Here is a 22,777-nt window from a genome sequence, read left to right on the forward strand (position 1 = left end):
TGGCTAGCAGTCATGGCGACCAGTTTATATGAAAACGCCCACCTTTTTATTCACCCAATTTAGAAGCTAATGATTAAACAAAATTTTACCAGAATATTCCTGATCTCATTTTTATTCCTGTTTACGGGATGCGGGGAAGACAAAAAACCGGAGGCGTCAGATGGGGCCATGACGGGGAGTGAAGGCACCCCGGGAGTGGTTAGCATAAACCCGAACAAGGACGTATTTTTTGGCAACCTTCACGTACATACCAAGTGGTCTTTTGATGCCTTTATCAATGGGGCCGCATCTGGTCCCGAGGAAGCCTACAGGTGGGCAAAGGGAGAGACCATCCCGGGTGGCGGAGATGGGACGCCCCTTAAAATTAAAACGCCACTGGACTGGTATGTGGTTGCAGACCATGCCGAATTCATGGGGGCCCTGCCCATGATGAACGACCCCAACAGTGCCGCTAGCAAACACCCCCTTGCAGCCGATATCATCGGAGACGACCCCGTTAAATCATTCAATGCGTACACCGCAATCCTCGACGATATTTCGAACCGGAGAAACGACAGCATCCTCGGAAGCCCCGAGTTGCAGCGAAGTGTCTGGTCAGATATCGTAAGCATTGCAGACCAGCATTACGCCCCCGGCAGTTTTACAACTTTTGCAGGCTACGAGTGGACCTCCAACCCGGATTGGCAAAACCTGCACCGGATCGTCCTGTTCAGGGATACCGACCATGTCCCGGAGTTGCCCTTTTCGGCCATTGACTCGGATGTGCCGGAAAGGCTATGGGAATGGATGGACAATCAGCGTCAGTCCGGAAATGAAGTACTGGCCATACCGCACAATGGCAACGCCAGTGACGGTTTGATGTTCCCTGAAGAGAAATCCTATGGTGGCAGTGCTATTAACAAGGAATATGCCTCCACCCGGATGAGGAACGAACCGGTCTACGAGCTTACGCAAATCAAAGGTACTTCGGAAACGCATCCTGAACTTTCCCCGAATGACGAATTCGCCTCTTTTGAACTATGGGATTATACACTGGCGTCCACGGCGACTCCTCCGGAGAACAAAAAGGGCGGCTACATGCGGGAGGCCCTTATCCGTTCGCTCAAATATGACATGGAGGGAAAGGGCAACCCTTTCAAGTACGGGTTTATCGGCGATTCGGACACCCATAATTCCGCATCTCCGGTAGAGGAAGACAATTATTCCGGGAAATTCGGTTTTGAGAATGATCCCAAACATCGCCTGGACGGACCTCCGGGCGTCAGCGAGGCCGCGGCCAAACAGGTAAGGGAATTCAGTTCGGCAGGCATTGCGGCCGTCTGGGCAGTTTCAAACACGAGAGAAGCAATCTTTGAAGCAATAAAAAACAAGGAAACTTATGCCACTTCCGGTCCCCGGATGAAGGTGCGCTTCTTCGCTGGTTACGACTACCCGGAAAATCTGCTTGATATGTCTGGCTGGTTGGAAACCGCCTATGCCAGTGGCGTCCCCATGGGCGGTGATCTTTCACCCGCCAGTGACGGAAAAGTACCGGTTTTTGCTATCCAGGCCGTCAAGGAAGCCGACGGAGCCAACCTGGACCGCATCCAGGTAATCAAGGGTTGGGTGGATGCAGGCGGCGCAACGCATGAAAAAATATACAATGTCGCCCTATCGGATAACCGCATGGCAGATGCAGCCGGAAATGTACCGGCCGTGGGGAATACCGTGGATGCGGCCAATGCTTCCTATACCAACGATATCGGGGATGTGGAATTAATGGCCCTCTGGTCTGACCCGGACTTTGATCCGGCCCAGCATGCCGTATACTATGTCCGGGTCCTGCAGATCCCTACGCCACGATGGAGCACCTATGATGCCAAAACCCTGGGGAGGCAACCCAGGGAAGACCTGCCGGTGAGCATACAGGAACGTGCCTGGAGCAGCCCGATCTGGTACAATCCCAATTGAAAAAATGAAAAAGCTCCTTAAAGAACCTTTGGTCCATTTCCTGCTGATCGGGCTTGGAATCTTCCTCCTGTACAGTGTTATATCCTCAGATAAGGATTCCAGGGATGAGATCGTGATCTCGGACAGCGACTTAAGACACATGCAGGAAATCTACAAACTCACCTGGCAACGGGAACCTACGGAAGAAGAACTTGTCGGGATAGTCAGTTCGGCAATCCGGGAGGAGATCCTTTACCGGGAAGCCCTGAAAATGAACCTGGACCATGATGACGAGGTCGTTAAACGGCGGTTGGCCCAGAAAATGGACTTCCTGTCCAACGACATCTCGGCTATCATTAATGACCCGTCGGAAAATGACCTCCGGGAATATTACCAGGCCAATGCGGATAAATACCGGCTACCGGCCAGGTATACGCTGCGCCAGGTCGCTTTTACCTTTGACAACCATTCCGACCCCAGAAAGCAGGCGGAAAAGGTGCTGGGCCAAATTCAGGCAGGACAGGTGGACCCTGTTAATGCCGGAGATGCCCTGTCCCTCCCCGGACGGTTTACAGGTATCTATGCCGATAGATTACAGCATGAACTCGGCGGGGATTTCAGTGAGGCCATCAGTGGACTGCCTGCCCAAAAGTGGGCGGGCCCTGTCCGGTCCGGGTATGGCTGGCACCTCATCTATATAGAGGAAAAAGAGGCGCCCCGGCTGCCCGGCCTGGAAGAGGTACGGGGGGACCTGGAAAGGGACTACGCCTACGAAAAGGAACGGGAAAGCCAGCAGCGCATCTATGAGCAGTTGCGCAACGGATATGATATCGAACTTCAGGCCAATTTGTCCCCGGGACTCGCTGAAAAGATAATAGCAAAGATCAATGGGTAACCGCAACCTCCCGGGCCGGAAGGCCTTCTGGTGCTTTTTTCTCACTGCCTGGCTGACCGCCGGTGCGTTCGCCCATGAAATGCGGCCCGCCTACCTGCAGGTGGACCAGATAACCGAAACCACCTACCAGGTAATCTGGAAGATCCCGAGGAGAGGCGAAATGGTGATCCGGCTCCAGCCGGTTTTCCCCGGTGCCGATGCACTGCTCAATACCTCCGTACCGAAACCCGTGGACGGGGCAATGCTGTACTCCTTTGAACTGAAATCCGGCCAGCCCCTCCCGGGGCAGCAGGTGTATATTGACGGTTTGGAGCGCACCATGGTCGACGTACTTGTAACGGTTTCGTACCTCAACGGCGACAAGGGCTCGTTTATGCTCAAACCGGATGCGAACCTTGGAAACTTCCCGGAAACTGCCGATAAGCTGAGCATCGTCCGGGCGTACACCCTATTGGGAATTGAACATATTTTGTTCGGTATGGACCACCTGTTGTTCGTGCTTGCCCTGATCATCATCACCCGGGGGTTTGGCAAAATCATCAGGACGATCACGGCCTTCACCATTGCCCACAGCATAACGCTCAGCCTGGCCGTGCTGGGAATCGTACAATTCCCGGGCCCTCCTATAGAAGCGGTAATCGCACTGAGCATCCTGTTTCTGGCCACTGAGATCCTCAAGGTCCAACAGGGTTCCGAAACGCTGACCAGCCGAAAACCCTGGCTGGTTGCCTTCACATTCGGGTTATTGCACGGACTGGGATTCGCAGGGGCACTTGCTGAGGTGGGCCTCCCGCAGAATGAGATTCCCCTGGCCCTGGCCTTCTTCAATATTGGCGTTGAATTGGGGCAGATTGCCTTTGTTCTGGCGGTCGTCCTGGCCATGCGGTTGCTGGCGGTTAAAATATCCTGGCCGGTGCTCCTGAAAAAGGCTCCAACCTATGCCATCGGTTCCCTCGCTGCTTTCTGGCTGATAGAGCGCATTGTCGCCTTTTGAGGTGGGAAGGATCAGCGAAATTCAGGCCAGTATAAATGGATTCGGAATTTGAAAACCTACAAAATCAATTGATTAAGGGCGTTAACAGTTCCCGGGATGGGAACGGCCTCGTTTGCTGCCTCAGGAGTCCCGCCCGAAAGGCCCTGCCTTCCATCATGCGGGAATTACCTCCTGCTGCGCAGTCGGTGAGTCCCGCCCGAAAGACCCCTGCCTTCCATCATGCGGGAATTACCTCGCCTTTCGGCTCGGTGAGTCCCGCCCGAACGTTTTGAAAGAGGAAAAGCCTGCCCGCATGGCGGGCCGTTCTTTTTTGTTTTTCGCCCATTCGCTCAGGCAAGCCTGGCTCAGGTCTTAAAAACAAAAAAGTCAGAGCAATCGCTCTGACTTTTCCTCTTATCCGTACTCGGGACGGGTACAAAACCTTGAAATCAAAGGAAACCTTCTGAAAACTAATATTACTGTAATTCAATTACATATACAATTATATTCTATCATTCTTTTCTCTTTATTTCCTATTTTTACTGTACAAACCGTTACTATTTTGTGACTAATAAAATGATGGTGAAAACATCAGGATATAAATGGGAGTAAAATTAAGGGAACGAAAACTAAAAAATGGTAGAAAACGATATTACCTCGATATCTACCATAATGGGGTAAGGAGTTATGAATGGCTTCATGCAGTAGAGAAGAATGATGACAAGAAACAGAAAAAGCAACTAGCTGAAACCATTAGAGCTGCCAGATCCCTGGAACTCGAAAGTGAGGGTACCAACTTTATCCCAAAGCACAAGAAAAAAGTCACTGTTTCAAAATACTTTGACCACTATCTGCAAAACTATAAACAAAGGGATATTAGAAGTATCCGTAACGCCATAAACAAATTCCAGGAATTTCTTCAACGCCCGAACTTTACATTAAGTAACCTCAGTCAAATCCATCTAGAAAAATTCAAGTACTATTTGGTTCATGAGGCTGGGCTAAAAGGAGAAACTCCATATAGCTATTGGAAGCGATTCAAAAAAGTCCTGATCAATGCCGAAAGGGAAGGCTACATAAAAGATACGGTATATAAAAGAGTTAGGTGGGAGTCAAGCAACAAGAAAGCAGAAACAACTTTAACCAAGCAAATCCTTACCGAGGATGAAATACAGGCTTTAAAAAGCACCTATTGCGGGAATGAGAACGTAAAGCGAGCCTTTCTTTTCGCATGTTATACAGGACTCGGATACGCCGAATTTAAAAGTCTGACTTGGAAGAATATCGTAAATGACAGACTAGTTATTGATCGCATTAAAACTAGAAGGGAAATAAACATCAAGTTAAGCCCATTTGCCCAGGAACTATTGGGCGAGCCCGGTAATGGACTGATTTTCGATTTAAAGCATAAGGGCAAATTTCTTTCAGAGGTAGCTATCAAAAAGAACCTAACTAATATGATGAGAAGGGCTGGTATTGATAAGAACATTACCTTTTATTGCGGCAGACATACGTTTGCAGTAAGACTTCTATCCAATGGTGCAAACCTAAAAACTGTGGCGGATGCTCTTGGTCATAGTGGGACGGCACATACAATTAAATATTTGAACTATGTAAACAGCATTAAGGATGATGCTACTTCAAGTCTGGACTAGATTAATTAATTAAAGAATGAGCGAAAAACTTTATATAATATTAGATGAGTATAAGGCAGATTTCGATGGACTAAGCTCAAGATTTAAAGCCAAATATAATACTGAAGATCACGAGGAATTTCTTAGAGAAGAACTAAAAAAGTATGTTGAATATTTGGCCTACTTGGAAGGCAAAAAAGTTAACAATCCGGATCGGAGTTTTATGGATTTTTACTTTGACTTTAAAACGGCATATTCCGATTTATCAAGGGACTACAAAAGGGAGCACGAATTACCAATATTTGATAGTACTCCGGGATTCTCTGCGACAGAACCCTTTGATAAAACTTTCCTAAGGATTAGACTTAATGAAATAGTTCACTTTCTTCAGTCAAAGATGTCTTCCGTTGCCTCATCGAACAGTAACCTACAGCCATTAGATTTCAATCTCAATCAAACAGATCTTGTTCACTTCTTTGATTTGCTGGTTGACGCAGATATTGTTAAGGAGCCCTCTGATGTAACACATAAAAATGGCGGCTTCTATCCTAAATTGGCAAAATTCTTTACCGCAAGGGGAAAGGCCATTAACCCGAACAGTGCAAAATCTACCAAAACGAATAAGAAGGATAAAGCCATCAAATATTCGAAATCATACTATCAGATGCTCAGAGGGCTAAAGAGGACTATTGAGGATAAATTGAGCGAATAAAGTTTACTGTAAACCTACAGTAACCAATCTTTTCTTTCTTTTCCATGTAATCTTTGTCATGTAGTTACATTACAGGATAGCGCTATCCATTTTTATTAATAATAAATACGATAAAAATGGTCAAGGAAATTTTAAATCTGGAGGAAGCAGCCAAATATACAGGCTACAGTAAAAGTCATCTATACAAACTCACGCATTACCGGAAAATCGACCACTATAAGCCGAACGGTAAGACGGTTTTCTTTAAAAAAGAGGATCTAAACGCCTATCTACTTCAAGGTAAGCGGGAAGCCATAAATTCGGAAGACGTGGAGGTGCAAGCAGCCAATTATCTTCTTGGTAAAAAGAGAATGTGATGGCCGCCGACAAAGCATCATTTCTACTGTATAGTGACCTAATTCATACGGTGAATAAACTTACGGATGAACAGGCAGGACAGCTTTTTAAACATATCCTGGCCTATGTTAATGACGAGAATCCAGTTTTGGAAAACCAGTTGCTGGAGGTTGCCTTCGAGCCCATAAAACAAGGACTAAGAAGGGATTTGAAGAAATGGGAACAAAAACGTGAACAAGCCCGACAAGCGGGCCGAAAGGGAGGGCTAAAGAGAGCTGAGAATTTGAAGGGATCCCAAGCGGATGTAGCGACCGCTAAAAACGCTAAGCGACCCTTAGCGGATCAAGCTGTTAGTGCTAGCGTATATGTAAACGCTATTAATAATAGACAGTACATAGACATCCTAAAAGAAAAAAAGAATACAGATTATGCGCCGTGGCTGGATGGGATTTGTCGCAAGCATGGGCTGAGGTCGACAAGGATCTGGCGAGTCTTGGACAAATTCCTGGAGCATCTTAAGGCCACCGAAAAAGAACACGATGGTCTAGGCAGCTTCAAACAGCACTTTGTGCACTGGCTGGATAAACAAGATCAGCATCAGATGTTGGAGGAATACAAAACCCGAAAAATTGGTGCGCTATGAAACTAGGAGAAGCTGAAAAGTATGTCAGATGGCGTTTTAGTTCCTGCCCAAAAATTGTGGTTAACGAAAAAGATAGGGAGGCCATAAGCACGATTCTAGAATATGCCACACACCATTACGATGACGAGGTTGGTTTCAAGGCGTTTTGTCGGCTTTGGTTATCGCAAATGTTGCATTATAAAACCGAGCCTACTGATAGGATTATCCAGAAAGAGTTCGTTCGAAGTTTAGCAAAACCAACTTCAGAAACCATGGATTCTATTTCCCGTTCCTTGCGAAGTGCAGCCTTAGACCGCTATACAGAGACGAAAACGATTCGCTCCTTTCACGATTTAGCCTATCTAGACCAACTCAAAACATTTTATAGACCAGAAGAGCTTGATTGGAATCTTAGGCAATTGTACGCGCAAATAAAATTCATGTGTAATGTTTGAGCCTATAGTTCCAAATGGTATCGAAAAGCAGGACTACGTGTCCCTACAAAAAAAATTCTTTGTCAATCTCAATGAAACTATAGAAAGGCAACCCGTAGCGATTAGTATTGGAACATCACCAGGAGGGTATCCGATTCCTTTTGGGAGTTATGGTGACTTTAGTTGTATCGTTGGTGCTAGCAAGAGTATGAAGACATACCTAAAATCGGCATTAATAGCGGGATATATAGGAGGTAAGGCCACTAATTATTTTATCGATTTTAAAGGCCATGAAACGAACGAAAAGTTTGTATTGGATATTGACACAGAGCAATCCCGATATCACGTTCACAGGGCCTCAAAACGAGTTCTAACCATGATAGGGGCCGACTATGATCATTACAAACCATTCGCTTTACGGGAGGAGACCCCGAAAATCCGCAGGGAGTTCATCGAATATCTATTGCTGGAATCAGAATACCGGAATCATATTGGGCTTGTTGCCATAGATGGAGCAGCGGATCTGTTGGATAATGTTAATGACCTTGAAGCGTCGAATCAATTAGCGCAAAAGTTCATGTCTTGGACCTCAACGGCAAGTTGCCACATAATCACCATTCTTCATAAAAACCACGGTACCCAAAAGCCCACAGGACATCTGGGGAGTGCAATACTAAAAAAGGCCGAAACAGTCGCATTTGTTGATCGGGAGAATGACCTTGTTCGAGTGTCGCCAGAGTACACCAGAAACTATCCTTTTATGGAATTTTCGTTTCGGATTAATGATCAAAATTTACCTGTAGAAGAGAATACCGCATTTTAATGAAAAAGGAAAAAGGGTTACAAAAGGCTACAGATTTCAGTGGCATAAAGACGATTGACGACTTGCACCAGCATTTGAAAACAAATCCCGATGATGCGGATGAGCTAGGAGAGCATTTCATTACAAAACTCAATAATGCCTATGCAGAAAAGAACAAGACCGAAAGTGACTATGAAGATTTGTTAGTTGCATTGGATGAATGGGAGGAGAAACCAGAGGCAGCATCAAAAATCAGAAATACTACCTATGAGGCCAATTACCTGATTATTGGAGCATGCATACATAACCACATCGTAAATAATATTTGTTTTCCAGGGGTAACCGCGATACAGCGAGAAACGGGTCTATCTAGGACTACCATTTACAGGCACCTAAAATTAGACGATTTCAGGCCTTATGATAAACTGATACGGGGAAAGCACGAGCTGATGGCTAAAAGGGCCCTAGAACACCTTTATTATATTGGCGTGGTGGATAGAAATGCAGGTGCCTTGAAGACTTTTATTGAATTAACAGGATTTTCAAAGAAATCCTCAGCTTCCAACATAAACAACTACATTCAGATCAATAATCTTAAGATAACCAGGGAAGAATTAGACCAGTTGCCAAAAGAAATAACCGAGCAGATTGCGGAGCTAATTTCAGAAGGCCTACAAGCAAAGGATTGTGACAAAAAAATGGAAGACATGACTACTTGAAAGTCAATTTTTCTAACTCCCATGCACTCTCCTTCACCAGTCTAACTTTACAATAAAAATAAAGTCTTTCAGTACCTCCAAATCCATTTTTCGCATCCACATAACAGTCAGTCTCCCAACCATTATCTGAAGTTTTTGTCATTTCACATAATCCGAAATCAGCGGATCCTGGGTCTCTCAAATTATCTTTGACAAATTGCCAAACCATTACTCTTGCATTGTCTCCATGATTGCCGTCAATTTCACCACATGAAAAGAATATTAGACATATAATTATTGATAATTTTCTTTCCATCAACTTTTGAGTTTCAATTAATCGAAAAATTATTTTCTCAAGGAAATATGAAATTCATTAATTCACGGCAGGCCAACATTATTATTTCCAAACTATCACAACCACATCTTAGATATTCGACCGTAAAATAATTTTCACCTCTAATGGAATGTTTTTGGGGAAACCCAATTTAATTACAATCCAATGAATAAACATCTTCTGGATCTTTGATCCAATTTGCCGGGATATTATCTAATTGTTCTTGAGTGACCTGAATACAGGATAATGGATTATTAGTAACATTGAATTGCGTCAGGTTCGAAAATGGGCTAGCATCAAAACTTGAGAAATTACAATTGGAAATATCAATCTGAAACAGATTCGGGTAAGTCAATTCTGAGAGTCCGAATCCAATAGAATTTAGTTTTGGATTGTTAGTTGCCAAAACTTCCTCCAAACCACTTGCCCCAGGAGAAGAAGGATCAAAACTAAAGGATTCTAAATTCAAGTTATTTGTAATAGTACACCTTCGAACACCTTGCAATGCTATTCCAGATGCTGGTAGTGAAATAGTAGACGGGTTATTAGAAAAAGTTAAGGAAGCAGAATAACCATCAAATAATTCAAGATTCTCAAAAGCCGAATTATTAATTATTTCCAATTCTTGGAAACTTGTTTCTACCATGAACAAGTCTATCAGATTCGGATTATTCGAAATGTTCACTATATCTGTATCAAAATCAGTGAAATAAACTATTTCCAAATTATCATTGTTGGAAATAACAATCGGATCAGTTTGGAAAGAGACATTACCGTTAAAATCAACTCTCCTCAGTTGAGCAAGTCCATTTAGAGTGAGTCCTCCTTTATATATAATGCTTCCAGTAAAACTCAAGGAAGCCAGTGATATACAGTCCTCGATACCTGTAAAATCAACTTCTACCGGGTATGGTCCTGGAAACTGAATAGCACTTATTGCCAAGCTCTCAATTGATCTCATGTTCTGAGTTAAAACATAATCGTCCAAAACATCATCGTATCCATTATCTATCAAAAATTGCTCGAATTTATCATCCGGAACAAAAGTTACCTGACACCCTTCATTATTTACCGTTGCCCCTGACTCCGTCCCGGCACAGGCATCTATGTCATCTGCTATGCCATCACCATCCGAATCCTTCTGGCTATCGGAGCATCCATCCGCATCAACAATTTCGCCACTGGGTGTATCGGGGCATAAATCATCATCATTATTTACCCCATCCCCATCTGAGTCTATTTGGGAAGAAGAGCAACCTTGAGGATTTACAGTTGCACCTGATGGGGTTCCCGGACACTCATCAATGCTGTCTGCAACACCATCGCCATCAGCATCTTTCTGACTTTCTGAACACCCATTGGTGTCAACTGATTCGCCAGTAGGAGTGTTGGGGCATTGATCGTTATCATCTGCCACGCCATCTCCGTCTTCGTCCAGTTGGCTCTGTGAACATCCAACTCCATTGACTGCCTCCCCTGAGGGAGTCCCGGGACATTGATCAAGATCATTGCTAACGCCATCATTATCCGAGTCTTTTTGACTATCTGAACACCCATTGGCATCTACACTCTCTCCCGTTGGTGTACCCGAGCAATTATCCCGGTCATCGGTAACCCCGTCTCCATCTGTATCCTTTTGCCCATCAGAACAACCGTTGGCATCCACCGATGCTCCTGATGGAGTATTGGGACATTGGTCGATATTGTCTTTTACCCCATCATTATCGCTATCCTTTTGGGCATCGGAACATCCATCTGCATCAACCACAGCCCCATCGGCAGTATTAGGACATATATCGTCTTCGTCTAACACTCCATCTCCATCAGAGTCTTTTTGGCTATCGGAACAGCCGTTTTCATCAACCGTTTCTCCCTCAGGAGTCCCAGGGCATTGATCCAGATCATTGGTAACTCCATCACCATCTCCATCGGTTTCGGACGCAGAGCATCCAAACTCATCCACATCTTCTCCTTCAGGCGTATCCGCACATTGATCTATATCATCGGTAACCCCATCCCCGTCAGTATCCTTTTGACTTGGAGCGCACCCCTGGAGATCCACATTGGAGCCAACGGGGGTGTCGGGACATTCATCAACACTATCAATTACGCCATCTCCATCTGTGTCAATTTGCGAATCGGAACACCCATTCTCATCTACAGTTGCGCCTTCTGGAGTGCCTGGACATTGATCCAGACTATTAACCACTCCATCACCGTCTGTATCTTTCTGGCTCTCGGAGCATCCATTGCCATCAACCTCTTCACCCGAAGGTGTATCCGGGCAGAGGTCCAAGCTGTTGAAAACCCCGTCTACATCATCATCTAACTGGCTTTCAGAGCAGCCATCAGAATTTACTGTTTCCCCTTCTGGAGTTTCGCCGCAAAGATCATTGTTGTCATTAATTCCATCTCCATCAGAATCTGACTGTCGAACAGAACAGCCGTTTTCGTCAACCTCTTCACCGGGTTGGGTATTTGGGCATTGATCGACTTCATTAGCGACCCCGTCGCCATCCAGATCTTCCCTTACAAATACTGCGGTGACTTCAGTGTCTTTGGTGATTGTAAACTCCAGCGGATTAGAAGTGCCGTTGATATCGCCGATCCACCTTTCAAAATCATATCCGCCTGATGGAATTGCTGAGAGCGTAAGCTTTGTTCCTGTTTCGTAACTGCCAGAGGTCGGGTTTATAGAACCTCCTTCTTCTGGAGAAACATCAATGGATAGGGCGAATTTTTCCGGTGGTTCTTTGGTACAGCCCAGATAAAGGATTGAAGCAAATCCAATAAGGAAAAATGATAGGAGTAATTGTCTTTTCATACAGAATTATTGGGATAGCAGAAGAAATCGGAACTGAAATGAGCACCGATGGAGTTACCCAAGGCCATTTAAGAAAGGGGAAAGGAATTTAAGAATTATTAACAAGGGAACATTGTACTATTCCGTAAACAGTAAAAAATACAGTATGAATAGCTTATCTGTTTTATAGTAGGTAACAATAAAAAGCAGGGTCTAAAATCGCATATTGAGGCGATTACAAGAGTTACTCTTGACCATTTAGCGACGATCTCCCCTGAAAGGTAGCTGAGGTCCACTCCGTATGAGATAATGCCTAAATGGGCAGACCGTGTACGATGATATTGCACCTCAGCACTTGGTCATGTATGGAATTTGCCAGGATTACCTTTAATTATCCCGAGGACAGCCGGGATTACTCCAGCGACAATACTTCCATTGTGGTAAGCTCCGGTGTCCCGCCGCGGTTGCCGCATCCCGAAGCGGTATACAAGTCTCCCTCAAATACGATCAGTCCGGTTCCGTGCCGTCCCTGGTTAAAATTCGGATAGGATTTCCATTCCCCGGTATCGGGGTGCACGCCTTCCACTTCGGCATGCGCCTTTTCCTGAACGGGGGATTCCCCGCCTGCCACCAGGATGTGTCCGTCATATACCGTCGAGAAGGTTCCGGCACGTTCGGTCGGAATGGGGTGTGGCAGGGTAGTCCAGGTATTGCTGGCTATGTCATAGGCATCTATTTCCGCGATCGTGCCCCCGAATGGAGTATCCGACGATCCGGTATTCCTACCGCCCAGGGCATAGATTTTACCGTTGTGCAAGGCGGCCTGAAAATGGTCGCGCGTGCGCGGGGCGTCCGCCAGGACTTCCCAGGCACCGCTAGTCAGATCATAACTATCTGCCCACTTCTTATGGTCCCCGATATGTCCGTTTTTAATACCGCAGAACAGGTAGATTTTGTCTCCCATCACGATATTGCCGGTGGAGCCCCTTTGTCGGTCTTCCGGGATGGCATCCCCCATGTTCCAGGTATTGGTTTCCGTATCGTATATGTAGATATGATCGATGGGGTATTCCTCGGGCCAGCCCCCTGTCAAGGCTCCCACGATATAGACCTTGGTGCCGACCACAACCGGCTGAAAATGGTGCATTTCAATGGGGGGTTCCGGCCCTTTGGACCAGGTACCGGTTTGGGTATCATAGATGCTCACAGGGCGGATGCCGCGGCCGCCGAGCAGGTAGAATTTGTCGGCGACCCCCACAAAGGCGGCTTCATGCCGGGCGACAGGCTCGCTGCCGTCTGAGCTTTCCACGAAATGCCAGGCGGGATTACGGATAGCCTGAGCGGTATCTACAGAGTTTTGCCGGGTATCGCCCTGATTTTTACAGGACAACAGGGATAGTGCCAGCAGCAGGGTGATATTGAGTGTTTGGATGCGGGTCATAGCAAATGAATTTATCTATACAAAGGATCAAAGGGAAGAGATTTTAAAATACGTATTTTTCTCCGATCCTGGCTATGGTAACTACCCAAAGCCTATAATTCCTCATATCGAAAAGACGGGGTGGATTACCTGGAGTTAAATGCCTCTCAGAAATATGGCATGGAAAGGGATGGCCCCAGATTCTATATTTAAGTACCCGTATGGACCATTTAGCCACGATCTTCTCTAAAAGGTGGCTGAGGCCCACTCCGATCGAGATGATGTCTAAATGGGCAGAGCGTAATCCGAATCCTGTCCCTGGTTCTCAATCCTTTGAGCAGGAGAACAACAATTTTCGTAATTTGATGAGGTAACCAACCTCAACCATGTTCCGCTTCTTCCGCCAAATTCGTCAGCATCTCTTGTCTGATAACAAATTCAGCAAATACCTGCTGTATGCCATTGGAGAGGTCATTTTGGTGATGATAGGAATCCTACTGGCACTCCAGGTGAATAACTGGAACGAGACCAAAAGAACCAGGCGTTTGGAAAGGTCAACATTGATTGAAATTTCCAATGCCTTGCAGGCGGATCATGTTCAATTGGAAAGCTGGATATCCATAAAGCAGCTACAAGATTCTAATATTACTCGGATTCTCGATTATTTGCAGGACAAAGCGCCTTATACCGAAGAGCTGGATAATTCATGGCAATCGGGATTTTTGCGCCCTGTTTATTCTTTCAATACCTCGCCCTATGAATTACTCAAATCGAGAGGCTTTGAGATTATCGAAAATGACTCCTTGCGAAAGGACTTGCAGTACCACTATGATATTTCCATCCCGAACATGATTGATTACCTCGACAGGAATTATGAGTTGATGAGTTCATTCCGGAGTGAGTATTTAAGCCATTTTCATAAGAAGCCAAAGGGCCTATTGGGCCGATTCGCTCCCTCAAATATGGAAGCCCTTCGTTCGGAAGAGATATTGAACGGGCTTTCTGTTCTGGGTTTTTGGCACGAACACTCCCAGGAATGGCTGGGGAACTTGAAAAAAGAGACCGAAAAACTGAATGCCGGGATTTTAGAATACCTTAAAACACGTTAGACCGTCGGATATAGATGATATCATTTTTTCGCCAGCTCCGCCAAAGACTCCTCACAGAAAACCGGTTCAGTAAATACTTGCTGTATGCTGTTGGTGAAATGACATTCAAATTACGAATTGAAATAAGGATCAAGCAATTAGGGTGATCTTATTATGCGAGAAGTAAATTCAGAAAAAGTGTTTAGGGATAATTAAAATATAAGTTCCTATGTCTAAATTTAATATTGCGCAGACCATTAGTGTATTAGCTAACGTAGCTGTACTTGGAGGACTCATTTTCTTAGCTTACGAAACTCGGCAAAATACGACTCAGTTACGAGCAGCTGCATCATATTCCTTTACCGAAGCATTATACAATCTCAATTCAAGTGTTTATGATAATCAGCAACTGGCGGGTATAATCACCCGGGGAGAACAAGACCTAGTTTTGCTGGATTCTATAGAGCTCGTGCAATTTGTGGCATACCAACTCGATAGAGTCAATCTGGCAATTCACATGAAAGTACTTGAGAGTGAAGGAGTTGTTGATGTTCAGTTTCCTTATGATGAATTTCTAATTCAAGAATTTCACAGAAAACCAGGGTTACAGCAGTTCATGGTAATGATGGAAGGCAAATGGGTCGGAGCATCCGAACTATACAAAGAACTTCGACTCGATTAGCAATTGAAACTATGCCAGAAAGTCTAAAGAAGCTACCTGCTTAGATATTATTGATGTTGAGAATTTAGGTTCCCGTATCTACCAATTAGCCGCGATCTCCTCCAAAAGGTAGCTGAGGTCCACTCCAATCGAGATAATGGCTAAATGGGCAGGCCGTATCACCAATAGTCCGACCTCATTCCAATATTTTCCGCTCACTTTTACAATACTTGCGTCATTCTGATACTCAGTACATTGTAGTGTTGAAAGACTATTTTTCGTATTTTGAAAAGGCATTCAACCACAACCAATGTCGTTTCTTATTCCAAGACCTTATTTTTTACTTCTTCTAATAGCCCTATCCTATTCGGTTGTGGGAAATGCTCAACTTTCTGATTGGGAGTCTGGAGAAATTGTAATTCAGGAAACCGATACAAACTATATCAAGAAGCTTATAAGTAAGGCTGAAGAGTTATCATTTTCCAACCCAGATTCTTCATTGATTGCTTCTGAAAAGGCACTTGAGCTTTCTGAAAGGCTTGGATATGATTTAGGCAAAGCTCAAAGCCTTAAGAATATTGGGATTGTCAGCTATTACAGAAGTGAATTTTTTATAGCTGAACAACATTTTCAGCAATCGTTGGAAGTATTTCAAAAGTCCGGAGATATCCTTGGCATCAGTAATTTGCAAAGCAACATAGGATCTGTTTATCTATCCATGGGGGATGATCCCAAAGCATTGGACCATTTTTTTGAGTCTTTGCGTAATGCAGAAATCGTCGATGACCCTATGCGCATCGGGACGGCCTATGTAAATATCGGCACGGTTTACAAAAATGACGAGCTGACCTATGACCCGGCGATTGAATATTACCAGAAATCCGTGCCTTACTTTGAAGAAATTAATTATTCCATGGGGCTGGCTGCAGCCAATGTAAATCTCGGGGAACTCTATCTCGAACTAGAAAAACCTGAATCCTCTCTGCCTTACCTGAATGATGCCCTGGATCACTTTAGGGAACTCGGGTTTGATCCGGCGACACCCCTTAATTTTATAGGTGCCGCTTACCTCAAAATGGAAGATTTTGCCAATGCAGAGGAATTTTACAAGCAGGCGCTGGCATCTTCTGTTGAAAAAAGTACCAAGTTCGAAGAAGCCGAAGCATATCTCGGCCTCGGTAATGTTGCTTTGCAACAACAAAACCCAGCTCTTGCGGTCAGTAGTTTTATCAGTGGGTTGGAAGTAGCCCAGAATGAGGGACTGCTCCAGCAAACCAGAGATGCATATTTGGGGCTCTCAGAAGCTTATGCGCTGCAGAACGATTACCAGAATGCCTATGAGACGTACCAAAGGTTAAATGCTGCCGAGGATTCCCTCCGCAACAATGAACATGCAACAGTGCTGTCCCAACTCCGGTCAATTACGCATTCGAGGGAACGTACGTATGAAAATCAAAAGATACAATATGAATTAGAAAGGAGTTTGGAAAAGGAAAAGGAGGAGCAAGCTAGACTACTTTTGTTTATAGGTTTGGGAGTTTTTGTTTTAATATCACTTGGATTGCTAAATCGATTCATGTTTATACGCAAAGCCAGGAATAGAATAGCTGAAGAAAAAGATCGGTCTGATGAAATACTATTAAATATACTTCCTGAAGAAACCGCTGATGAACTGAAGAAAAATGGCTCCATAAAAGCCAAGCAATTCAATGAAATCACTGTATTATTTACAGATTTCAAAGGATTTTCACTAATTGCCGAACAATTATCCCCAGAGCAATTGGTGGAAAGCGTGGATTACTATTTCAGGTACTTTGATACGATCATAGAGAAGTATGGTCTCGAAAAAATCAAAACTATCGGAGATGCATATATGTGTGCTGCAGGCATACCCAGGCCGAGTGAAACACATGCTGAAGATGCATTAAAGGCTGCCATAGATATGCGCGACTTCGTGGAGAAGACAAAAGAGAATCCTCCTAAGAATATTTATCCTTTTGAAGTTCGCGTAGGTCTAAACTCAGGCCCCGTTGTAGCTGGTGTAGTAGGCACAAAGAAGTTTGCCTATGACATATGGGGAAGCACGGTAAACTTTGCCGCCAGGATGGAATCAAAATCAGAACCAGGAAGGATCAATGTCTCTGAAAGCACGTATAATCTCTTAAAAGACAAATATGACTTTACCTACCGTGGGGAAGTTGAGGTTAAGAATGGACAGTTGCTGAAGATGTATTTTGCAGAAGTAGAGTATGAACAGATCGCCTAAAATGCCTGACATTCCATCTCAATTAGACCTTATTTGAGACAGTACAACGTAAATCAAAAATTGGCCTGTTCTTTTTTCATGCCTTGGGCAGGAACCGCTTAGTTTTCCAGCGCTGCCAATCGAATCACCAGCCGCTCCCGCTTTTCAAGCAATACCAGATATTCGTTCTCCAGGTTTTTGACAATGGGGTTTTCCGAAGAGGAAGACCTAAGCAAACGCGTCATTTCCTGACCTAAATCCTCCAAGCGTTCAGTTAGGACTACCAGGGATTGTTCCAGACTGTCCCGGACCTGAACGGTCTGAGTCGTTTCGGGTGCTATAACAGGTTCGGTTTGTGCCAGGCAATTGGAAGTCAGGGCGAAGGATAGAATGACCAATAGTTTTTTCATATAAATGGGCTTTTTGGGAAGATGTTGGTTTAAGTCACAAGGATAGGCAAACTGGCCCAGGATTCCTTACAGCTATGCACAAATGACCTAAGAAACTGTGTCGCTGGTTCTATTCGTAGCCCCGTTAGAGATAAAACGTAAATTAAATACGTATCTGAAGTTCAGGTTACTCCAACAAAATCAACCATTCTCATTGTACGAACATATAAGAAACTGGAAGATCGTTGCGGGGGTTGGCAAAAACAGCCTTAAAATATTTTAGTGGACCTATCCTACCTCTGGAAAGAAATCGTGGCTTAAATCCTGAACGGTTACACGAATAAGAGCAAATAAAACCAGAAGGAGATAAAATGCATCACTAGTCCTAAATAGATATAAAACCAAAACCACCAGAATAGATATCACCAGAAAATGAAATATACATAGCAGCAATAACAATAATTCCAACACCTGTGAAAAGCAGAACCGTTCTAATTGTGGAGGCATTTTTGTTCTTAAGGTAAATCTGTGTGTCAGGTGAGTCCTCAATTGGTATCCTCAGTTCATTCCCCAATTCCATTTTGACCCCGTAAAACCTGCCATTACTCTCGGTAAAAAATGCATAGTCATCAACTGTCTTGCCAGCGGTAACTACTTTACCCCTGGCTCTGCCCTGTGCTGCCTGATGCAAAGACACAGGCGTTTTGTGGTAGACCACACAACTCTGGAACAAGATCAGGGAGTTCAATAGTAGTGCGCAAATTCTGAGGTTCTTCGATATTGGTTTCATGCCTCTGGATTTATCTTAAACTAAAATAGACAGGGGACTAGATAAGTGTGTCCAGTATTTTGCCGATGACAAGTTTTCGGACGTTCTACTACAGTTCCATGACTAAATTGATAGTATCCAATGGGGATAACCTTAAAGAAGTACTGTATGCACATTTTCCGACTTTTTACGTATTCACTGATTGTGTTAATTCAAACCTCTTGTGTCATGGACGGATTTATGGATGGGGCTAATGATGTTCCCATGGGAGGGAATTGGGGTTTTGACTATGGAAATGAGCAAGAAAGAGCCCCAACTTTTTCGGGTTTCGATGCCGAACATGATTTCTTTTGTGAGACATCAGAAATTGCAAACGAAAATTGGCTTCCTGGCGATGTAGGTGTCTACTTTGATAGTGCCAAAAATGAATTTACGGTTAGTTTGATTCAATCAGACGGCGAATTATATGAGACCCATCAGAAAAATGTTTTTTACGATACGGACGGTAGGACCGGGACATATGAAATAATAGGTATATCCCCAATTTCGCGAACCTATAGGATGGTATATACAATCGATGGCAAAGAGCAAGTTGATATAGTAATTGGAGAACATGTTCCTGCGCAAAATGCGTCATACAACAAATGGATAGTTCCGGTAAATTGTAGGGATCAGGATGGGATATCACTATGGAGCGAAGTGTGGACCCAATATCAGTCTTTTTGATTAAAACCTAACTTTCTTCTCTCTCCCTTAGTAGGTAACAATAAAAAGCGAGTTCGGTTAAAGGCCAAGGCCGTTGTAAAGGTTACCGTATCGACTATTTAGCCACGATCTCCCTAAAAAGATAGCTGAGGTACATCCCAAGAGAGATAATGCCTAAATGGGCATACGGTTATTTTAATAATCCAACTGCATCGGAGTATTAAAAGCAGCATTTTTACTGCTATGTCAAAATATTCTTAAACCTTGTATTCCCAATTATCACTTGATTCTACACCGCGAAGAATATCCAGGATCATTCTAAAATCCTTTGCAAATTCTTCATCGCTTTGATTGTATATTTCCGAACCGCTATACCTCAACATATCCCATCCAGAACTTTTTAAATCCCTTGTTCGTGCATTGTCCCTCTTTATCTGATCTTTGGTTGAATGAAAAGCATGTCCATCGCATTCAATTCCCAAAAAGTACCTTTTATTTGATTTGCCGAAGTGATTCCTGAAATCCAGTATTAAACCAACATCAACACTGTAGAATTTCTCCGATTTTTTGCAATAAACCTTTCTCTGAGGAATAACTTCCAGAAAGGCTCTGACTGATTCTGGAGTATTAAGAAATTCAACATCTTGAATAGGTTGATTGATAAAACTAGCATTTATTATGTATCGTCCTATATAGGCCTTAGGTTCTATTCCTTTTACTTTCGCCTGGTACTTAAAGTCCATTTCAGCAACCTCATATGATTCCTCAAAACTCCAATTGTAAAATGAATAATCTTGGCTTCTTTCTGATTCAATAAAATTCAATATCCTTAAAAGGAACAATCTTTCAATAGGAGAGTCAGAAGCGTTAAGAAAGGAATCAATCCTACTACGGACACCTGCTAATATTTGCTCCATTTTATTTGAATTTTTTTCATCTATATTCATAAACAGAAGGTAATAAAATTAAGGGTTGGATTTTTTCACAAGACACGAGGCATTTTTTGAAATAACTTCAGGCTACTCAGAAGATGGAGTGCTATTTTATCAATCTGTTCTATTTAAAAATAAGAAGGGGGCGGCTTATGCAATTTATGAGAAGATCGACGATGAAGATGGGTTTTATAGAAGAATTAATGCAGAAGGCGCACATTCTTTAAAATGGTTTCCATCATTTGATGAATGCATAAAACATCATGGGGCAGATATTATTTAGGCTCAGCACACAATTATATTAGGTGTTAACAAAATGAAATTGGATGCTCTGAATAGTATCCAAGGGATGTTTTGTAGAGTTTTCTTATTGCTAAGTTCCAATTACACAATCCTCTCGCCTTAGTAGATAGCAAAAAAATTAAGTTTAAGTTTCAATCAAAACATCTTATTTCTTTTAATATCGCCGTCATCCTTCATGTTTTTTGATTTCCGACGTTCTTCCCTGGCTTTACGTCTCGCATCGCGCTCCGCCTCCTTGGCTTGACGCAACTTATATTCCTCAATGGCTCCTTCTAGGTACCTCCGAGTCATTAATCGCATGCGCATCTCTGAGTTAATGGCACTTTCAAAATTTCCGGTAGGTCCCGTCCAGGAGAATACAGGGATTCCCAAAGCGGATTGAACGTAGGTAACCTCCCATTCTCCCAAATTTACAGTTCCTCCTGTTTTTGTCTTCTGACGTTCCTCGATCCAAACTTTTAGGGCTTCGAGTTCATCATAGGTGGCTTCAAATTCTACCTTATGAGTTTCTCTATCATATGCCATGAAAATATTATCTGACCCTGTAGCTTCAAGGTCAATTATTTTCCAACTAAGAGCCAACCGATCAGGTCCAATCTCTGTGATATGGGCATTTATATTGCCTATTTGACCAATACTTATCTGTTCTTTATCCGGCTCTTCGAAAGCTATTTGTCCAAAGGCTAGAGATGGATGAATAAGATATATAGAAAGGAATGTCAAAAATTTTATCCCTAATCGGATTTTCGGGATATGATCTGAGGTATTTAGTAACTTAAATGCAAACATTATGAATAGATGTATTTTACGATGATAAGGAAAGAAATGGAATTTAATGAATTTGCAGAAAACGAACTTATGAAGTGTATGCGCTTAAAACTCATATGGAAGAGTACTACAAATCCGAAGATCAAAAGCAGAGCTTTCTTTGCCTGGTGTATTAAGCGTTTCCAGCTTCAACAGATTCATATCTATTCTGCGGAAGGGATGACACCATATAATCGCTATAGTATGAATGAGGCAGTTGGGTATTTTTAAATACCTATTTTGATTTAATCTTATGTTTTTTAAAGAAAACTAAATGCTAAATAATCCAAAAGAAGCAGGAGGAATACTTTTGCTAATGTCAGTTTCTATAATCGTAGGAATATTAATAGGGATAGCTGTTGGAGCAAATTTGTATGGTTGCTCCTAAATCTGATACCCCAATTCTATGACACTTTGAATCCAATATCGGAGGTCTCTGATCGGAGTTATTTATAGGCTTAATTATGCTGCAAGGCCTTTGCAGGTCAAATTAAGTTATTAGCAAAGTGTTTGATGTTTTGTAACTCATTCTAAAGTTCGGAAAATCGACTTCAAACCTATCCCCATTTCTTATTTACTGCTATATTACTATAATTAATTGTTAAAATACTCGTTTAATATAGTAATATTACTATATTTGAATTAGTGAACTTGAGTATTAATGAAATGCAATGAATTTATAAGACTTATTAAAAAGAATGGTTGGCAATTCTTGAGGCAAGGGAAAGGAAGCCATGAAATTTATACAAAAGATGGAAAGAAAGTGCCCATACCTAATCATGGTTCCAAGGAACTTGGTAAGGGATTAGAAATGAAGCTTAAAAAGGAAATGGGGCTCTGATAAGAGTTGTAAAATAGCATCGAGATGGAGACAATTAGAATTATTATTGAGAAAACGAAAGATGGTTATTCCGCTTATGCAGATAATGTTGAGGGAATCTATGCCATGGGAGATTCCGTTGCAGAAGTAAAACAATCAGTCAAAGATTCGATTGAAACAATTATGGAGTTTGGTGATGATATTCCTGATGTTTTGAAAGGCGATTATACCATCTTATATAAATTTGATATGGAAAGCCTTCTCAATTATTTTAGAGGAATAATTGGTTTTGCAGGATTAGAAGCTCTTACTGGAATCCATCAAAAACAATTACAACATTATTCTTCTGGCCTTCATAAGCCAAGAGAAAAAACCAAAGAGAAAATCGAACACTCATTACACAGATTTGGAGAAGATTTGCTTTCTATTGAATTGTAGTTTTACCCGAATGCTTTTTAAAGCAAAA

24 protein-coding genes are annotated in these 22,777 nt (G+C 43.0%); 17 read left to right on the forward strand and 7 right to left on the reverse strand.

Annotated elements, in window-relative coordinates; translation table 11 throughout:
- Positions 1-69 precede the first annotated feature (69 nt).
- From H7F20_RS05885 to H7F20_RS05930, 10 genes are all read left to right on the forward strand, one after another.
- Complete coding sequence (locus H7F20_RS05885) at positions 70-1,950, forward strand: DUF3604 domain-containing protein (RefSeq protein WP_185785180.1); 1,881 nt, start codon at positions 70-72, stop codon at positions 1,948-1,950.
- A 4-nt stretch (positions 1,951-1,954) separates the two neighbouring features.
- On the forward strand, positions 1,955-2,824 hold the full coding sequence (locus tag H7F20_RS05890) for a peptidyl-prolyl cis-trans isomerase (RefSeq protein WP_185785181.1): 870 nt from the start codon (positions 1,955-1,957) through the stop codon (positions 2,822-2,824).
- Positions 2,817-3,818 carry a HupE/UreJ family protein gene (locus H7F20_RS05895; protein ID WP_185785182.1) on the forward strand — a complete coding sequence of 334 codons (1,002 nt, stop codon included), beginning with the start codon at positions 2,817-2,819 and terminating at the stop codon, positions 3,816-3,818. The genes H7F20_RS05890 and H7F20_RS05895 overlap by 8 nt, the downstream gene beginning before the upstream one ends.
- Before the next feature lie 581 nt (positions 3,819-4,399).
- On the forward strand, positions 4,400-5,452 hold the full coding sequence (locus tag H7F20_RS05900; RefSeq protein ID WP_185785183.1) for a site-specific integrase: 1,053 nt from the start codon (positions 4,400-4,402) through the stop codon (positions 5,450-5,452).
- A gap of 16 nt (positions 5,453-5,468) precedes the next feature.
- A complete protein-coding gene (locus tag H7F20_RS05905; protein WP_185785184.1) occupies positions 5,469-6,143 on the forward strand; it encodes a hypothetical protein in 675 nt (224 codons plus the stop codon).
- Positions 6,144-6,259: 116 nt separating this feature from the next.
- On the forward strand, positions 6,260-6,499 hold the full coding sequence (locus tag H7F20_RS05910) for an AlpA family transcriptional regulator (protein WP_185785185.1): 240 nt from the start codon (positions 6,260-6,262) through the stop codon (positions 6,497-6,499).
- A complete protein-coding gene (locus H7F20_RS05915) occupies positions 6,499-7,122 on the forward strand; it encodes a DUF6291 domain-containing protein (protein ID WP_185785186.1) in 624 nt (207 codons plus the stop codon). Before H7F20_RS05910 ends, H7F20_RS05915 begins: the two co-directional genes overlap by 1 nt.
- Positions 7,119-7,556 (forward strand): hypothetical protein, encoded by a 438-nt coding sequence (locus H7F20_RS05920; RefSeq protein WP_185785187.1) that lies wholly within the window; start codon positions 7,119-7,121, stop codon positions 7,554-7,556. The genes H7F20_RS05915 and H7F20_RS05920 overlap by 4 nt, the downstream gene beginning before the upstream one ends.
- Positions 7,549-8,358, forward strand: a complete 810-nt coding sequence (locus H7F20_RS05925) for a hypothetical protein (RefSeq protein WP_185785188.1) — start codon at positions 7,549-7,551, stop codon at positions 8,356-8,358. The genes H7F20_RS05920 and H7F20_RS05925 overlap by 8 nt, the downstream gene beginning before the upstream one ends.
- Positions 8,358-9,056, forward strand: coding sequence for a hypothetical protein (locus tag H7F20_RS05930; RefSeq protein ID WP_185785189.1), 699 nt, complete (start codon positions 8,358-8,360; stop codon positions 9,054-9,056). The genes H7F20_RS05925 and H7F20_RS05930 overlap by 1 nt, the downstream gene beginning before the upstream one ends.
- Here H7F20_RS05930 and H7F20_RS05935 read toward each other — a convergent pair.
- The 3 genes from H7F20_RS05935 to H7F20_RS05945 form a co-directional block, all read right to left on the reverse strand.
- A complete protein-coding gene (locus H7F20_RS05935; protein WP_185785190.1) occupies positions 9,049-9,351 on the reverse strand; it encodes a hypothetical protein in 303 nt (100 codons plus the stop codon). The two genes, H7F20_RS05930 and H7F20_RS05935, sit on opposite strands and share 8 nt — an antisense overlap.
- Before the next feature lie 169 nt (positions 9,352-9,520).
- Positions 9,521-12,193, reverse strand: coding sequence for a thrombospondin type 3 repeat-containing protein (locus tag H7F20_RS16000; protein ID WP_185785191.1), 2,673 nt, complete (start codon positions 12,191-12,193; stop codon positions 9,521-9,523).
- A gap of 391 nt (positions 12,194-12,584) precedes the next feature.
- Positions 12,585-13,613: a kelch repeat-containing protein gene (locus H7F20_RS05945; RefSeq protein WP_185785192.1), complete on the reverse strand. Its 1,029-nt coding sequence runs from the start codon at positions 13,611-13,613 to the stop codon at positions 12,585-12,587.
- A 365-nt stretch (positions 13,614-13,978) separates the two neighbouring features.
- Here H7F20_RS05945 and H7F20_RS05950 point away from each other — a divergent pair, with 365 nt between their 5' ends.
- The 3 genes from H7F20_RS05950 to H7F20_RS05960 all read left to right on the forward strand — a co-directional run bounded on the left by H7F20_RS05950 (position 13,979) and on the right by H7F20_RS05960 (position 17,607).
- The gene (locus H7F20_RS05950; RefSeq protein ID WP_185785193.1) at positions 13,979-14,701 is read left to right on the forward strand and encodes a DUF6090 family protein; all 723 of its coding nucleotides are present in this window, start codon (positions 13,979-13,981) and stop codon (positions 14,699-14,701) included.
- Between the two features lie 208 nt (positions 14,702-14,909).
- On the forward strand, positions 14,910-15,362 hold the full coding sequence (locus tag H7F20_RS05955; RefSeq protein WP_185785194.1) for a hypothetical protein: 453 nt from the start codon (positions 14,910-14,912) through the stop codon (positions 15,360-15,362).
- 289 nt (positions 15,363-15,651) lie between these two features.
- Positions 15,652-17,607: an adenylate/guanylate cyclase domain-containing protein gene (locus H7F20_RS05960; protein WP_185785195.1), complete on the forward strand. Its 1,956-nt coding sequence runs from the start codon at positions 15,652-15,654 to the stop codon at positions 17,605-17,607.
- Between the two features lie 98 nt (positions 17,608-17,705).
- On the opposite strand, the gene H7F20_RS05965 is transcribed toward H7F20_RS05960, so the two are convergent.
- Together H7F20_RS05965 and H7F20_RS05970 are read right to left on the reverse strand one after the other, a co-directional pair.
- On the reverse strand, positions 17,706-17,996 hold the full coding sequence (locus tag H7F20_RS05965; protein ID WP_185785196.1) for a hypothetical protein: 291 nt from the start codon (positions 17,994-17,996) through the stop codon (positions 17,706-17,708).
- A 364-nt stretch (positions 17,997-18,360) separates the two neighbouring features.
- On the reverse strand, positions 18,361-18,765 hold the full coding sequence (locus tag H7F20_RS05970; RefSeq protein WP_185785197.1) for a hypothetical protein: 405 nt from the start codon (positions 18,763-18,765) through the stop codon (positions 18,361-18,363).
- A gap of 207 nt (positions 18,766-18,972) precedes the next feature.
- On the opposite strand from H7F20_RS05970, the gene H7F20_RS05975 reads away from it, so the two are divergent.
- Entirely contained in the window at positions 18,973-19,470 is a 498-nt protein-coding gene (locus H7F20_RS05975) for a hypothetical protein (RefSeq protein WP_185785198.1), read from the forward strand.
- 236 nt (positions 19,471-19,706) lie between these two features.
- Here H7F20_RS05975 and H7F20_RS05980 read toward each other — a convergent pair whose 3' ends face one another.
- On the reverse strand, positions 19,707-20,396 hold the full coding sequence (locus H7F20_RS05980) for a DUF559 domain-containing protein (protein WP_185785199.1): 690 nt from the start codon (positions 20,394-20,396) through the stop codon (positions 19,707-19,709).
- 25 nt (positions 20,397-20,421) lie between these two features.
- Here H7F20_RS05980 and H7F20_RS05985 point away from each other — a divergent pair, with 25 nt between their 5' ends.
- On the forward strand, positions 20,422-20,664 hold the full coding sequence (locus H7F20_RS05985; protein WP_185785200.1) for a hypothetical protein: 243 nt from the start codon (positions 20,422-20,424) through the stop codon (positions 20,662-20,664).
- Positions 20,665-20,819: 155 nt separating this feature from the next.
- Here H7F20_RS05985 and H7F20_RS05990 read toward each other — a convergent pair whose 3' ends face one another.
- Positions 20,820-21,473: a hypothetical protein gene (locus tag H7F20_RS05990; protein WP_185785201.1), complete on the reverse strand. Its 654-nt coding sequence runs from the start codon at positions 21,471-21,473 to the stop codon at positions 20,820-20,822.
- Positions 21,474-22,152: 679 nt separating this feature from the next.
- Here H7F20_RS05990 and H7F20_RS05995 point away from each other — a divergent pair.
- Together H7F20_RS05995 and H7F20_RS06000 are read left to right on the forward strand one after the other, a co-directional pair.
- Positions 22,153-22,332 (forward strand): type II toxin-antitoxin system HicA family toxin, encoded by a 180-nt coding sequence (locus H7F20_RS05995; protein WP_185785202.1) that lies wholly within the window; start codon positions 22,153-22,155, stop codon positions 22,330-22,332.
- A gap of 24 nt (positions 22,333-22,356) precedes the next feature.
- Positions 22,357-22,749 carry a type II toxin-antitoxin system HicB family antitoxin gene (locus tag H7F20_RS06000; RefSeq protein ID WP_185785203.1) on the forward strand — a complete coding sequence of 131 codons (393 nt, stop codon included), beginning with the start codon at positions 22,357-22,359 and terminating at the stop codon, positions 22,747-22,749.
- The last annotated feature ends 28 nt before the right edge of the window (positions 22,750-22,777 follow it).

Origin of the sequence: Robiginitalea sp. SC105 (genome assembly GCF_014243345.1) — a bacterium.
Taxonomy (GTDB): domain Bacteria; phylum Bacteroidota; class Bacteroidia; order Flavobacteriales; family Flavobacteriaceae; genus Robiginitalea.

What these genes read in the sequence shown, in the direction of transcription:
- H7F20_RS05915 (WP_185785186.1), top strand. Translation starts at nt 6,499, where the DNA reads ATGGCCGCCGACAAAGCATCATTTCTACTGTATAGTGACCTAATTCAT.
- H7F20_RS05975 (WP_185785198.1), top strand. Translation starts at nt 18,973, where the DNA reads ATGGACGGATTTATGGATGGGGCTAATGATGTTCCCATGGGAGGGAAT.
- H7F20_RS05935 (WP_185785190.1), bottom strand. Translation starts at nt 9,351, where the DNA reads ATGGAAAGAAAATTATCAATAATTATATGTCTAATATTCTTTTCATGT.
- H7F20_RS05995 (WP_185785202.1), top strand. Translation starts at nt 22,153, where the DNA reads ATGAAATGCAATGAATTTATAAGACTTATTAAAAAGAATGGTTGGCAA.
- H7F20_RS05965 (WP_185785196.1), bottom strand. Translation starts at nt 17,996, where the DNA reads ATGAAAAAACTATTGGTCATTCTATCCTTCGCCCTGACTTCCAATTGC.
- H7F20_RS05980 (WP_185785199.1), bottom strand. Translation starts at nt 20,396, where the DNA reads ATGAATATAGATGAAAAAAATTCAAATAAAATGGAGCAAATATTAGCA.
- H7F20_RS05930 (WP_185785189.1), top strand. Translation starts at nt 8,358, where the DNA reads ATGAAAAAGGAAAAAGGGTTACAAAAGGCTACAGATTTCAGTGGCATA.
- H7F20_RS05925 (WP_185785188.1), top strand. Translation starts at nt 7,549, where the DNA reads ATGTTTGAGCCTATAGTTCCAAATGGTATCGAAAAGCAGGACTACGTG.
- H7F20_RS16000 (WP_185785191.1), bottom strand. Translation starts at nt 12,193, where the DNA reads ATGAAAAGACAATTACTCCTATCATTTTTCCTTATTGGATTTGCTTCA.
- H7F20_RS05910 (WP_185785185.1), top strand. Translation starts at nt 6,260, where the DNA reads ATGGTCAAGGAAATTTTAAATCTGGAGGAAGCAGCCAAATATACAGGC.
- H7F20_RS05905 (WP_185785184.1), top strand. Translation starts at nt 5,469, where the DNA reads ATGAGCGAAAAACTTTATATAATATTAGATGAGTATAAGGCAGATTTC.
- H7F20_RS05960 (WP_185785195.1), top strand. Translation starts at nt 15,652, where the DNA reads ATGTCGTTTCTTATTCCAAGACCTTATTTTTTACTTCTTCTAATAGCC.
- H7F20_RS05955 (WP_185785194.1), top strand. Translation starts at nt 14,910, where the DNA reads ATGTCTAAATTTAATATTGCGCAGACCATTAGTGTATTAGCTAACGTA.
- H7F20_RS05945 (WP_185785192.1), bottom strand. Translation starts at nt 13,613, where the DNA reads ATGACCCGCATCCAAACACTCAATATCACCCTGCTGCTGGCACTATCC.
- H7F20_RS06000 (WP_185785203.1), top strand. Translation starts at nt 22,357, where the DNA reads ATGGAGACAATTAGAATTATTATTGAGAAAACGAAAGATGGTTATTCC.
- H7F20_RS05895 (WP_185785182.1), top strand. Translation starts at nt 2,817, where the DNA reads ATGGGTAACCGCAACCTCCCGGGCCGGAAGGCCTTCTGGTGCTTTTTT.
- H7F20_RS05950 (WP_185785193.1), top strand. Translation starts at nt 13,979, where the DNA reads ATGTTCCGCTTCTTCCGCCAAATTCGTCAGCATCTCTTGTCTGATAAC.
- H7F20_RS05970 (WP_185785197.1), bottom strand. Translation starts at nt 18,765, where the DNA reads ATGAAACCAATATCGAAGAACCTCAGAATTTGCGCACTACTATTGAAC.
- H7F20_RS05900 (WP_185785183.1), top strand. Translation starts at nt 4,400, where the DNA reads ATGGGAGTAAAATTAAGGGAACGAAAACTAAAAAATGGTAGAAAACGA.
- H7F20_RS05990 (WP_185785201.1), bottom strand. Translation starts at nt 21,473, where the DNA reads ATGTTTGCATTTAAGTTACTAAATACCTCAGATCATATCCCGAAAATC.
- H7F20_RS05890 (WP_185785181.1), top strand. Translation starts at nt 1,955, where the DNA reads ATGAAAAAGCTCCTTAAAGAACCTTTGGTCCATTTCCTGCTGATCGGG.
- H7F20_RS05920 (WP_185785187.1), top strand. Translation starts at nt 7,119, where the DNA reads ATGAAACTAGGAGAAGCTGAAAAGTATGTCAGATGGCGTTTTAGTTCC.
- H7F20_RS05885 (WP_185785180.1), top strand. Translation starts at nt 70, where the DNA reads ATGATTAAACAAAATTTTACCAGAATATTCCTGATCTCATTTTTATTC.